The sequence below is a fragment of the Streptomonospora sediminis genome, assembly GCF_054778995.1.
The window spans coordinates 1-13178 of record NZ_BAAGYZ010000038.1 but is presented as its reverse complement, the minus strand read 5'-3'; the positions used below and the strand labels follow the sequence as shown (position 1 = coordinate 13178).

8 protein-coding genes are annotated in these 13178 nt (G+C 71.0%); 2 read left to right on the top strand and 6 right to left on the bottom strand.

Translation table 11 applies throughout. From position 1 onward, the window contains the following. Positions 1–551: 551 nt before the first annotated feature. Both ACYVD5_RS10200 and ACYVD5_RS10195 read right to left on the bottom strand, forming a co-directional pair. Positions 552–2246: an RNA polymerase sigma factor gene (locus ACYVD5_RS10200; RefSeq protein ID WP_461000761.1), complete on the bottom strand. Its 1695-nt coding sequence runs from the start codon at positions 2244–2246 to the stop codon at positions 552–554. 413 nt (positions 2247–2659) lie between these two features. Beyond that, positions 2660–4714 (bottom strand): SpoIIE family protein phosphatase, encoded by a 2055-nt coding sequence (locus ACYVD5_RS10195; protein WP_461000760.1) that lies wholly within the window; start codon positions 4712–4714, stop codon positions 2660–2662. Between the two features lie 646 nt (positions 4715–5360). On the opposite strand from ACYVD5_RS10195, the gene ACYVD5_RS10190 reads away from it, so the two are divergent. Then, positions 5361–5618, top strand: coding sequence for a hypothetical protein (locus ACYVD5_RS10190; RefSeq protein ID WP_461000715.1), 258 nt, complete (start codon positions 5361–5363; stop codon positions 5616–5618). Between the two features lie 211 nt (positions 5619–5829). Next, a complete protein-coding gene (locus ACYVD5_RS10185; protein WP_461000759.1) occupies positions 5830–7374 on the top strand; it encodes a hypothetical protein in 1545 nt (514 codons plus the stop codon). Positions 7375–7721: 347 nt separating this feature from the next. Here the strand turns inward: ACYVD5_RS10185 and ACYVD5_RS10180 are convergent, their stop codons facing one another. The 4 genes from ACYVD5_RS10180 to ACYVD5_RS10165 form a co-directional block, all read right to left on the bottom strand. After that, a complete protein-coding gene (locus ACYVD5_RS10180; protein WP_461000714.1) occupies positions 7722–8510 on the bottom strand; it encodes a tyrosine-protein phosphatase in 789 nt (262 codons plus the stop codon). A 94-nt stretch (positions 8511–8604) separates the two neighbouring features. After that, positions 8605–9333, bottom strand: coding sequence for a nucleotidyltransferase family protein (locus ACYVD5_RS10175; RefSeq protein WP_461000713.1), 729 nt, complete (start codon positions 9331–9333; stop codon positions 8605–8607). A gap of 110 nt (positions 9334–9443) precedes the next feature. Continuing rightward, the gene (locus ACYVD5_RS10170) at positions 9444–11879 is read right to left on the bottom strand and encodes an AAA family ATPase (RefSeq protein WP_461000712.1); all 2436 of its coding nucleotides are present in this window, start codon (positions 11877–11879) and stop codon (positions 9444–9446) included. A 227-nt stretch (positions 11880–12106) separates the two neighbouring features. Further along, the gene (locus tag ACYVD5_RS10165; protein WP_461000758.1) at positions 12107–12832 is read right to left on the bottom strand and encodes a ribonuclease HII; all 726 of its coding nucleotides are present in this window, start codon (positions 12830–12832) and stop codon (positions 12107–12109) included. Between the last annotated feature and the right edge of the window lie 346 nt (positions 12833–13178).

Below are 13178 nucleotides of genomic sequence, written 5' to 3'. Positions count from 1 at the left end.
CGGTGTCGGATGAGGAAGTTATACGGGGCGGCTTGCATGGCCCTGGTGCTCCCTGGAAAGTCGCCACACACATGGGGAGCCCACCAGGTCGGGCCGCTGAAACGTTCCGGGCCGGTCCCCCTGGTCAGGAAGGACCGGCCCGGCCGGTACGTCGAACCGGCACATCGGCGGCAGCGGCTCGCCGCACCGCCTGCCGGCGCTCAACCCCTTGGCACTCGGCCCCGCCGCCCCTCGGCGGGCACCGGCAAAGCGCACCACGAACGACACGGAGTATGGACAACGCGACACGAGACCGAGCATCGGCCCCGGCAGCGCCGAAGGGCCGGTCCCGCGGCCGCCCGACACTGCGCACACCGTCCCCGAAGCACGGATTTCCGCGCATCCGCATCAGCGGGTACCCGTCGCCTTTCGTCCGCTGCGCCGGGCAGGTCAGCGCAGTGGGGCCGACGGGCGGGTCCGCACCGGTCCGGCCGGTCCGATCGATCCACTCGGCCCGCCCGGTTCGGTCAATCCGTTCGGCTCCAGTAGTCCGGCCAGCCAGGTCGCCCGGGTCAGTCCAGGTAGTCGCGCAGCACCTGCGAACGCGACGGGTGGCGCAGCTTCGACATGGTCTTACTCTCTATCTGCCGAATTCGCTCCCTGGTCACCCCATAGACCTTGCCGATTTCGTCGAGGGTCTTGGGCTGGCCGTCGGTCAGCCCGAACCGCATCGATACCACGCCGGCCTCTCGTTCCGAGAGCGTGTCCAGGACCGAGTGCAGCTGCTCCTGCAGCAGGGTGAAACTGACCGCCTCGCCCGGCTGGATGGCCTCGGAGTCCTCGATGAGGTCGCCGAACTCGGAGTCGCCGTCCTCGCCCAGCGGGGTGTGCAGCGAGATCGGCTCGCGGCCGTACTTCTGCACCTCGACAACCTTTTCCGGGGTCATGTCGAGTTCCCTGGCGAGTTCCTCGGGCATGGGCTCGCGGCCGAGATCCTGCAGCATCTGCCGCTGCACCCGCGCGAGCTTGTTGATGACCTCGACCATGTGCACCGGGATACGGATGGTGCGGGCCTGGTCGGCCATCGCCCGGGTGATCGCCTGGCGAATCCACCACGTGGCGTAGGTCGAGAACTTGAAGCCCTTGGTGTAGTCGAACTTCTCAACGGCGCGGATCAGCCCGAGGTTGCCCTCCTGGATCAGGTCCAGGAACAGCATGCCGCGGCCGGTGTAGCGCTTGGCCAGCGACACCACCAGGCGCAGGTTGGCCTCAAGGAGGTGCTTCTTGGCCCGGCCGCCGTCGTCGGCGATCCATTCGAGTTCGTCGCGGAACTCGTTGGTGAGGGTGTGCGCCTCGTCTGCGAGCTTCTCCTCGGCGAACAGGCCGGCCTCGATGCGCTTGGCGAGCTCGACCTCCTGCTCGGCATTGAGCAGCGCCACATTCCCTATCTGCTTGAGATAGTCCTTGACCGGGTCGGCCGTGGCACCGGCGGCCACCACCTGGGCGGCCGGGGCGTCGTCGTCATCGTCGTAGAGGACGAACGCCTCGTCCTCGGAGGTGTTGGCGGCGGCCTTCTCCGGGATACCGACGGACTCGGGTTTGACCCCCGAACCGGCAACCGGGCCCTCGGCAGGGGCGAGCCGGTCGTCGGTGTCCTCGACGAGCTCCAGCTCGGCGCCGGTCTCCTCGAATTCGTCGTCGGTGGCCTCAAGTTCGAGGTCTTGTTCCTCGGTCACCTCGATCGCGGTGTCGTCGTCCTCGCCCTTCGCCTCGCCCTGCGCGGGTTCGGCGGCGGGAGCGGCCCCGGCGATCTCGGTGCCCTCGGCGGACTTGGCGGACTTGGCCTCGGGCTTGGCCTTCTTGGTTTGCGCGGTGGACTTGGCCGCGGTCTTGGCGGCGCTCTTGCGGGCGGGCTTCTTGGCCGGCTCAGCGGCGGCAGCGCCGTCTTCCTCCGGTGCGGGTTCCTGCACCGGTGCCGCAGCGCGCTTCTTCGGCGCGGTGACGGTGTCGGTCGGCGAAGCGGAGTCGACGACCGCCGTAACCGTGTCGGCGGTCTGCTCCTGGGCGGCAGCGGCACGCTTGGCCTTGGGCGCGGCCTCGGCGGGCTTCTTGGTGGTCTCGCGCTTGCGGCGCGCCCCGGACTTGCGGCGCGACGGCGCGGACTCCTCGGCACCCACGACGAGGGTCACACCCTCTTTGGTCAGGCTGCGAAGCACGGCCTGCGCCTGCGACATCGGGATGTCGGCCTCTTCAAAGGCACGGCGCACGTCCTCGGGCTCAAGGTACCCCTGGGACCGCCCACGCTCGATCAACTGCTGGATGACGGGCTCGTGCAGCGAGTCCGGCTGCTTAGAGCGGGTCGAACTGGCAGGTGACACAAACACCTCTCGAACGGACGTGTGGCGAGATTGCTGGACCCGGCGGCCCTATGAGCCGCGAGGGGAAGGCACCGCCTTCTCCTCGCTCCTGCCCGGGATCATCCCCGCCTGGACGACGGGGACACCGACTTCTTTCAGCGTATGTGCCCTCTCTAGCGTTTGGGCACATACGCCCAGTAGGATTTTTCCGCACCGTGCGCGGATCCAACCCCACCGTCGGGTCCTCGAACCCACCCCCCGCCGAAGCGGGGCTGATGGCTCCTCCACCTTAGGCAAAGTGGCGGACTTCTTCGTACGGTCTCCTACTCCGGTGCTATGTCCAGCACCGGGAGGTGGACGGCGAGCAGCGTGACATCGTCGTCCTGCTCATACCCTGCGAGCATGCCCTCAACAAGGTACTGGAGCATGTGCTGTGGATCGCCCACCACCTCCGGCCGCGCCTGTGACGCAACGGTGACCAGTTCGTCGAGACCGGAGGCGACTGCACGCTTCCGGTTCTCAACAAGTCCATCGGAATAGAGCACCACAGTGTTACCGGGTTGGACGAAAAACTTGTGGTGGCCCCGCTCGGAGCTGACACCCAGCGGGGTGTCGGGGTCGGTCTCCAGCAGCCACGGGGCGGCGTGCTCGGTCACGACCAGCGGCGGCAGGTGGCCGGCGTTGCTCAGGTCGATCTGGCCGGTCTCGGGGTCGAGCACGAAATAGACGAGCGTGGTGACCTGGTCGGCGCCCTCGGTGGCATCGAACATCCGGTCGAGTCCGGTGAGGACATCAGCGGGCTCGGGCATGCTGAACGCCAGTGCGCGCAGCGCGTTGCGCACCCGGCTCATGCCGGTGGCGGCCTTGATGCCCTTGCCCATGACGTCGCCGAGGACTCCGGCGATCCGGCCGTCGGGCAGCGGGAAGGCGTCGTACCAGTCGCCGCCGACCTGCACGTGCTGGGTGCCCGAGCGGTAGAACGCCTGCATCCGGATGCCCTTGACCTTGGGCAGGTCCTCGGGCAGCAGGCTGGTCTGCAGCGCCTCGGCCGTGCGGTGCTCGCGCTCGAAAAGCTTGGCGCGTTCCAGGGCGAGCGCGCACTGCCCGGCCAGCGCCTCAAGGAACACCTTTTCCTCATCGGGGATGTCGCGGGCGGTGGAGAACGCGAAACGCAGCGCACCGATCGGCTGGCCGGCACTGAGCAGCGGCAGCGCGACCCAGGCGCGTTCGTCGGCGGCGCCCGGGTAATCCTCGGAGCCGGGTTCGTCCTCCAGCAGCGCCCGGAGTTCGGCGGGGTTGCCGGCGATGATGGGTTTGCGTTCGCGGGCGGCGAGTTCCATGGTCGTCGGGCAGCCCTGCGCGGCGTGGCCGGCCCGGGTGCCCGAGCGGGCGCCGGGATCGTCACTGAGCAGGTACAGCCGCAGGTCGTCGCGGTCGAGTTCGCCCACCGCGGTGGAATCGGCGCCCACGGCGGACTGCCCGATCTCGGTCATGGCCTGCACGACCTCGCCCACGGTGAGCGCCTCGGCGAGGTCGGCGGTGGCTTTCTGCAGCCGCACGGTGCGCAGCGCGGCCTCGCCCAGCTGCTGGGTGAGGCGCCCGCGCATGTCGTCGGCCTCGTGCTGGGTGGTGATGTCGCTGTGTGCGCCCACCCACTCCATGAGCGAGTCGCCGCGCATGATGGGCACGGCCCGCGAGCGGTAGTAGCGGAAGTCGCCGGACTGGGTGCGCACCCGGAAGATGGCGTCGAAGGTGGCGTGGTCGGCGACCGCGTCGTTCCAGGCGCGCTCGACCTGCTCGTGGTCGTCGGGGTGGGCGGCGTCGAGCCAGCCGCGCCCCAGGTACTGTTCGGCGGTCTGACCGGTGATGGTGCGCCACTGCGGGCAGTCCTCGCGGACCTGGCCGTCGGCATCGGCGGTCCATACGACCTGGTTGGTGGCGGTGAGCAGCGACCGGTAGCGCTCCTCGGTGCGTCGCAGGGCGACCTCGGCGCGGTGGCGGTCGGACAGGTCGACGGCGATCAGTGCCACACCGTCGACTTCGCCGTCGCCGCTTGCGGGGTACCAGGCCAGCGACCACTGCCGCTGCCGGCCGGAGTCGTCGGTCTCGCCGCCGGTGAGCCGGCGTTCGCTGTTGACCACGCCCTCGCCGGCGAGGACCGCCGCGATGGCCGCCTCATGGGCGGCGGCGTCGGCCGGGGCCAGGACGTCTGCGGGTGTGCGCCCGCGGCACTGGGCGTCGTCGATCCCGTAGATCGCGGCCAGCGCCCGGTTCACCCGCTGGAACCTGCCCGAGGGGTCGAAAAAGGCGAACCCGATCGGGGCCTCGCGCAGCAGGGTCTCCAGCAGCGCGGAGTCGACGGGGCCCAGTTCGGACATGCGAGGGGGCGGAACGGACGTCTCGGTGCTCAACAATGACCCCTCCGGGGTCCTTTCCCCCGTTCGAGGGGGCTCGCCTGGGCGAGCGCCAGAAGCTTAACCAATGCGGGCCGGGCACCTGTGGGGTGGACGCCGCTTTTCCGCGGGCCACCGGTGGTCGCGTCGATCACTCCCTATCGTCCATGACGCACCGGCGGTGCGCGATCCCCGCTTGGGCACGGAGGCCGGGCTGGAACCGCCACCGGATCAGCATAGGCCACAACCGCATCGACTTGCCGAGACGGGGGGACAGCGGAAAGTCAGCGGCCATAGCGGATGGTAAATAATACGCCGTCGCGCCCACCCTAGGCGCCTGTCGGCCGTTTCGGACGACCTTTTCCCGCCGCGATGTAGTTTGCGCAGATTAGAGGGGTAAATCCACCCTGCGACTGGCCCATATCTTGTCCCAAATGCGACATAACGGTGACGGCAGCGCCGCACTCGCCGGCCACCGCCGCCCGCCCCGACCGCTCGTCGGCCGCGGCCCAGCAGCGCGCAAAACCTCGTTAAGGCAGCCCGTTGCAGGGGTTGACACCCTGCCATAACGAAGTGAAATGGATGAGGGATGCCGTACCAGACACAGCGGGCGCAGGGGGCGTGAGCAAGGATGCTTCAGACCTATCCAGTGGTTGATCTGCAACGTATCGCCGTACGGCTCCACGACGAGTTCACCGTGCTTTCCCATCGCTGCGTCGAACGCTGTGTCAACGACACCTGGAAGTGCGCCGAGCACCTCGGTTTCATGGCAACCCCCGGCCTGGTCGAACGCGTGGCCCGCGAACACCTGCAGGCGATGATCAAGTCCGCCCCGCCCTCCGGCCTCATCGCCCCACCGCGCGCCCACGGCCACGACCGGCTGGTTTAGCGGCCCCGGCCTGCGACCACCGCGGGCCGCGGCATCCATCCTCGGGCGCCCGGCGACCCGCGGCCCGAGGCACCCCGGCCCATGGTGCCGGTGCCCTAGGCTCTGTGGGGTGTCCGTACCGCCCCACCCAGACCAGCCCGATGATCCCGAATCGCCGGACCAGCCCGACCAGCCGGACTCCGGCGCCCTTCCCGACGCGGTTTTCGCCGAGATGCTGCGCGCCGCCCGCACGCTGCTCGCCACGCGCGATCCCCTCGACGCCGAGGTCGGTGTCAGCGAGATGCTCGGCTCGTGGTGGGGCCGCCGCGTGCCAGGTGTCGACATCGAACGCGTGCTGGGCGAGGGCCTGATCGCCCACGCCGCCGCATCGGGCACGCCGGCCGGCCTGGCCCTGCTCACCGGTATCTCGGTTCTGGGCACCACTGTGCGGCAGCGCGAGCTGGCCGAAAAGGGGGCCGCGGCCCTGGTCGACCTCGGGACCGCCCGCCCCGTCTGGGCCGAACCGATCGGGCGCGCCCGCCCTGTCGCCGCCTATCTCTCGGGCACCCGCTTCGGCGACACCGACGACATCATCACCACCTTCCGCTACGACAGCGCCGGCGCCGCCGACTCCGGCGAGCACGCGCTGATCGCGGTCGTCGACCACAACGCCGGCGGTGTGCTGCGCGACGCCTGGGTGAGCGCCAAGGTCGACAAGGTCCTGGCGCACTGCCGCGCCCGGGCCGAGAACGGCGACCCGATGCCGACCTTCCGCCAGATAAAACCGGAGCACGCCCGCGCGCTGCTGGAAGGCGCCATCCGGCAGACCGACCGGGCCGTCGCCGCCAACGCGGGAGGCCGGCAGCTCACCGGCGGCAAGGCGGCGGCCCACCACGCCCTGATCCGGTCCCGGATCCGCGTGCTGCCACGCGACCCGAAAACCCAGAACCGTTCCGCGCGCAGCCGCGACCGGCGGGCGATGCTCGCCGCGCGGTTCCTGGCCTCCGACTCCGCCGCCGAACTCTCCGACTCCTATGCCGCGAGCCGCTGTGTCGACCACATCATCGCCTACGGGTGCGACGCCGATTCCGACCGCCCACTGCGGGTCAGCCCGCGCAAGGTCGAGGCGTTCCTGCTGAGATGGCTGCCCCGGCGGGTGATCCTGCTCCCCGAGGAGCGCGAGGCGATGCCGCACGTGCTGGCCGCCTGGATCCGGTGGGCGGGTCCGCGCCACGGGCTGCCCGAGGTGGCGGTCAGCGCGACCCTCGACGCGCTCTGGGAGGCCACGTCCGCCTTCACCACCTCTTATCTGGACGTCTCGGCCTCCTTCGGGCTTCCGCCGGAGGTGGTGCGCCGGCTGCTGCCCGACGGCGACCTGTCCGCGCTGCCCCGGCGGATGTTCGCCTTCCCCCTGCTGACCAGCGAACTGCTCGCCGAATCCGAGGACGAGTTCGACCCCGCCACGCGCGAGGGCAGGCGCGCGCTGCTGCGGCTCGACCACTTCGGCGAGTACGACTCCCCCATCAAGCACAAGGGCAAGCACTCCACCGGCGATCCCGGCCCCGCCGCCGGCTCGGCCGCCACCGAGGAGGCGCTCGACGCGCACGAGCGGCTCGCCGAGCACCTGTGGAAGGGCGACCCGCCGGAGCTGTGGAACGCGGCCGAGCGCCTGCTGGACCGCGGGCACGAGCGCCCGGTGGTGCTGCGCACCCTCATGGAGGTCATCGGCGACGCCGAGCCCGGCGAGGACATCTCGGCCCGCCTCGAAGAGCTCTGAGTATCCGCCCGTAGTTGTGATCCGCTGTGGACACGGGTCCGCTCGGCGGCCTTGCCCGCGGCCGGGCGACGGGTGACCTGGACTGAAAAGCAGCAGCAACGGGCCGCGGGCGGCCGGGGCGCGCGGTCACCGGTCCCCGCCCACACAGGGGCGCACCGACCCTGCAGAAATGCCCAGATATCAAGGCTGAGACGGTCATTTCAACATGATCATCAACGGAAACCGGACATAACGCACGGACTGCCACCCTGCAATCCGACATAACGGACACACACTCGCGCCCGCCCGGACCGACCGCGGCCCTCGGTGCCGCTAACACACACTTCCTGAACAGGGCTTACTAGGGCTCAGGCCGGGTCCAGCATGCGGCCGCGCAGGGCGTCGATGGTGGGCTGTTCCAGGCCCAGGCCTGCCGTGACGTAGCCCTCGAAGGAGCCGAAGGCGTCGTCGACCTCGGCGAAAGCCGTTTCCAGATACGAGCGGCGGCACTCCACCATCGGCTCGATGAGGCCGAAATCGACGCCCGACCTCTCGGAGATACCGCGCATCGCCGCCCGGAGCTTGCCCAACCGGCCGTTGCTGGCGAGGTAGTCGGCGAAGACGGTCTCGCGCGGCACGTCCAGCAGCTCCAGCAGCAGCGCAGCCGCCCACCCCGTGCGGTCCTTGCCTGCGGTGCAGTGGATGACGGTCGGGCCTGCGCCCGCCGCGATGCGCCGGACCATCTCGGCGTACCCGGCGCGGGCGTCCTCACCGGTGACGAGGATCCGGTTGACCTCGTGCATGAAACGGTCCGCTCCGCCGTCGCCGAAGACGCTTTCGGCCCGTGCGGGGTCGGTGAGGACCTCCACCAGGTCGGCACCGGTGGAGTGGTCGCCCTGCACGTCCAGCACGACATGGTCGGCGCCTTCGGGCAGCCGGTCGGCGTTGGTCTCGCGTTCGAAGACCGTGCGCAGGTCGATGACCTGTCGGATACCGAGATCGCGCAGCACCTGCCGGCCGGGGCCGTCCAAGCGGTCGAGCGCATCGGAGCGGTAGGCGACACCGCTGCACACGCGCTCGCCGCCGCGGGTCCGGTACCCGCCGAGGTCGCGGAAGTTGGGCGCGGTGGGGAGCAGGCCCGGTGCTTCGTTCGTCACGGGCGCGACGATACCGGGCACCGTCCCGCCCGTCCGCGCCGCCCTCGCGGGCCGCGCAGATCGCGCAGCCCGCGTACGGACCCGCGGCGGGCGCTCAGCCCGCCGGCTGGGAGCCGAGCAGCGCCGGGATCTGCTCGCTGGCCTCCTTGACGTCCTTGACCGTGTCCACGCCCCGCCAGAACCCGTCGATCCGGTATCCGAAAAGGCGGCCCTGGGCGGCCAGTTCGGGGAAGGTGCTGGACTCGTGGTCGCCCTTGGCCGGCAGCAGTTCGGTGATGGAGTGCTCGAACAAGTAGACGCCGGCGTTGATCCAGAACGGCAGCATGGGGCTCTGGGTGAACCCTTCGATGGCGCCGTCGCCGGTGACGTCGACGATCCCCCAACTGGTCTGGTACTGGGCAAGGGCGAGAGTGGCCACCCCGCCCTTGCCGCGGTGGAAGCCGGTGAACTCGTCCAGCGGGAACCAGGTCAGCACGTCGCCGTTGAGCGCGAAGTAGGGCGCTGCGGAATCGTGCAGCCCGGTGGCCGCGTACCGCAGCGCACCGCCGCGGCCGAGCGGCTCGTCCTCGACCAGCAGTGTGGTCTCGGGGCCTGCGGGATGGTCCTCCAGGTGCTCGCGCAGCACCTCGGCCTTGTAACCGCAGGAGACGACGACGTGCTCGACTCCGTGCCCGGCGAGCCATTCCAACTGGTAGTCGATGATCGGGCGGTCGGCGACCTCGACCATGGCCTTGGGGCGGGTGTCGGTGTAAGGGCGCAGCCGGGTCGCCTGGCCGCCGGCGAGGATAACGGCCTGGCGTACGGGGGCGTTGGGTCCACTCATGGCCCGGACACTAGCAGCAGACGCCCCGGGCGGAACGTGGCCGGGATCTCAGGCGGTACCCCGGTCCGGTCCGGGCTCAGCGCCGGCGGGCCGCGGACTCGGCAGCGGCTTCAGCGCTGCGTGGCCTCGTCGTAGGCCTGGCGCACGTCGTCGCTGGTGACAAGGGTCAGCTCGGCGGCGGTCGCGCTTTCGCCCAGTTCGTCGGCCACCCGCACGTCGCGGTGCGAGCACGCCTTCTCGAACAGGGAGCGGGCAAAGCGGCCGTTGCCCAGTTCGTCGATCCATCCCTCGCCGCACACGTAGCCGAAGATCCGCTGCAGGTCCTCGCGGGCGGAGCCGTCGAAGGCGTCGCCGGTGCGTTCGGCCGCGGCCTCGGCGATCTCGGTGAGCTCCTCGGCCGTGTAGCTGGGGAAGGCGACGCGGATGTTGAACCGCGAGGACAGCCCGGCGTTGCTGGCCAGGAACCGGTCCATTTCGGCGGGATAGCCCGCCAGCACGATCACCAGGCGCGAGCGGTCGTCCTCGGCGCGCTTGAGCAGGGTCTGAATCGCTTCGGCGCCGAAGGCGTCGCCACCGCTGTAGCCGGGGTTGGCCAGCGCGTAGGCCTCGTCGACGAACAGCACCCCGCCCAGCGCACGGTCGACCAGCTTGTTGGTCTTGATCGCGGTGGCGCCCAGGTGTTCGCCGACCAGATCCGAGCGCTGGGCCTCGACGACGTCGGCGCGGCCGAGCAGCCCCAGCGCGGCGAAGACACGGCCGAGGACGCGCGCCACTGTCGTCTTTCCGGTGCCGGGCGGTCCGGAGAACACGAAGTGCCGCATGGGCGGGTGGTTGCGCAGCCCTTGCTCTTCGCGCAGTTTGGCCATCTGCAGTTGGGCCACCAGCGAACGGACCTGGCGTTTGACCGGCTCCAAGCCGATCATGGCGTCGAGCTCGGCCAGGGCCTCATCGATGTCGGGGGTGTCGCCCAGCCCGGGCAGGCGCGCGGTCAGCCCGTCGAAGGCGGTGGCGATGTCGGATGCGCGCACGGTCACCAGGTCTTCGGGGCCGGGCGGGTGTTCGGGACCGCCCGAGGTGACCACGCGGACGTCGCGCGCCTCGGCGGCCTTTTCGACCAGCGAGCGCACGAAACGCCCGTTGCCCAGGTCGTCGATGGCGCCGCGCTGCACCGCCTGGTCGAAACGGCGGCGCAGGGCCGGGCGGGCCTGGTCGTCGAGGAGGTCGCCGCGCTGCTCGACCAGGATCTCGGCGATGCGCTGCAGCTCGTCGGCGCTGTAGCTGGGGAAGCTGATGCGGGTGGCGAAGCGCGAGGCCAAACCGGTGTTGGAGGCCAGGAACCGGTCCATTTCAGACTCGTAGCCGGCGAGGATGATCACCACCCGGTCGCGGTCGTCCTCGGCGCGCTTGAGCAGGGTCTGCACGGCCTCGTTACCGAACCGGTCGGGTTGGCCGTCGCCGTCGTTGACCAGCGAGTAAGCCTCGTCGATGAACAGCACCCCGCCCAGCGCACGGTCGACCAGCTCGTTGGTCTTGATCGCGGTGGCGCCCAGGTACTCCCCCACCAGGTCGGCGCGCTGGGCTTCGATCACCCGGGGGGTCGGCAGCAGCCCGAAGGAGTGGAAGACGGTGGCCAGGGTGCGGGCGACACTGGTCTTGCCGGTTCCGGGAGGTCCGGAGAACACCAGGTGGCGCAGCGGACGGTCGACCGAGTAGCCGGCGTCGGCGCGCAGGCGGGCGGCCTCGATGGAGGCGGCGATCGCGCGCACCTGCTGCTTGACCGGGTCCAAGCCGATCATGTTCTCCAGCTCGGCCAGTGCCTCGCCGACGGGGACGGTGGCGGACGCTGCGTCCGTGTCCGTGTCCTCGCCGCGGCCCGGGCGGGCGCGCCCGCCCTCGCTCGCGCGCTGGCGCGCCGGGGCGGCAGCGGGTGCGGCGCCGCGCACGCCTCCTTCGCGCGCGGGTGCGGACAGGTCGCTCATGGTGCGGCGCAACCGGTGCGCCGCCAGCGCCCGCCACAGCAGCGCCAGCCCGGCGGCTGCGGCGGCGCAGAGCACCCCCAGCGCGGGCGGAGCCGATCCGGCCAGCATGCCGGCCAGCGCCACGCCCAGGCCGACGATCAGCCCGATCAGCAGTGCGAGCAGCGTGGTGTGCCAGACCGGGAAGGCGGTGATGCGGGTGGCGGCGAACGAAACCAGCAGCGGCAGCAGCGGCAGGAGCAGCAGCACCGAGGCGTCGGCGACCCGGATCGGGATGAGGAACAGGGTGTAGGCCAGCATCAGCCAGCCGATGCTGATCAGCGCGGTGGCGACGGCGTCGCTGGAGCGCATCAGGGCGGCGAAGACCAGCAGGACGGCCACTGCCGCGCCCATGGTCGTCAGCACCGGCCCGCCCAGGATGAGCGCCGCGGCGGCCAACACGGTGACGGCGACCAGGCCCGCGATCAGGCGGGTGCGCAGGGCGTAGCCGTAGTAGACGGCGCGCAGGCGGTTCAGGGCGGAGGCGCGCCGGGGCGGATCGGTGGTGCGGGAACGTTCGTCGCGCGGCATCCCTGTCCCTTCCTTGCGTAGCGGATCGGCGGCGGTATCGCGGCCCGGTGGCCATTGCGGCTGTGGTGGCTCGTGCGGCTGTTGCCGCTTTGGGGCTCTGGGGTTCCGGTCGCCCGGTGACCCTGGTGGCTCTTGCAGCGGGGACCGCGCTGCCGCCGGCCGACGGGGTTGCCCGCCCGGGAAAGGTACGCCCGGTGCGGAAAAGCCGGGGCGCCGCGCCGGCCGGCCTACAGCAGCGGTATCTGGCCGCCGGGGTCGGGGCGCTGCTTGCGCAGGTGCCGCCACGCGGGCAGATCGTCCAGATAGGACCAGGTCATGCGGTGGTGGGGGGTGGGTCCGTGCTCGGCCAGGGCTGCGCGGTGCACGGGCGAGGGGTAGCCCACGCAGGTGTCGAAGCCGAAGGCGGGGAAGTCGGGGTGGACCCCGGCCATGAAGGTGTCGCGGTGCACTTTGGCCAGGACCGAGGCCGCGGCAACGGGGATGCTGGACAGGTCGGCCTGGACCAGGGTGCGCACCTGCCAGGGGGCGCCCAGGTAGTCGTGCTTGCCGTCGAGGACAACGGTGTCGGGCCGGGTCTGCAGGCCCTCAAGTGCGCGGGTGGCTGCCAGGCGCAGCGCCCGGGTCATGCCCAGTTCGTCGATCTCGCCCGGGTCGGCGCTGCCGATGGCGTGGTCGCGCACCCAGGGCCGCAGCAGTGCGGCCATGGCGGTGCGCCGCTGGGGGGTGAGCTTTTTGGAGTCGGTGAGTCCTTCGGGGGCCGCGGTGGAGTCGGTGACCGCGGCGCAGACGACGACCGGTCCCGCCCATGCGCCCCGGCCGACCTCGTCGACTCCGGCGACGGTCACGGCGCCGCCGGCCTGGAGTTCGTGTTCCAGGTCGTGGGTTGGCACGGGTGGGCGTTCGCTGCCGGACGCGGAGGGGGTGCGGGCCGCGCCGGCCGCCGTTGCGGGGATCGAGGAGGTCTCAGCCACGGGCTCAAGCCTAGAGGTTCGACGTGCGCGGGCACACCTTTGCGGCGCGATGCGGCAGGGGTTTTCGGCGGACCACCGCGTGTTACGCACCACCACTCCTTGTTGCGGTATGTAGTTTCCGTATAACTCCGGGTAGCAACGGAGGACGGCCGCTGAGGAAGGATGCATGGGGCTGAGTGGAACAGAGGGCGGCGGTGGTCCGCGCACCCGGACCGGCCGCCGCTCCGGGCAACCGCAACCGGTGGCGGCCGGGCGGCGGCGCTCGGGTGCCTACGCTGCGGTGCCCGGCGCCGCCACCCAGGGGCCGCCCGGGCCGCCCGCCGGCGCT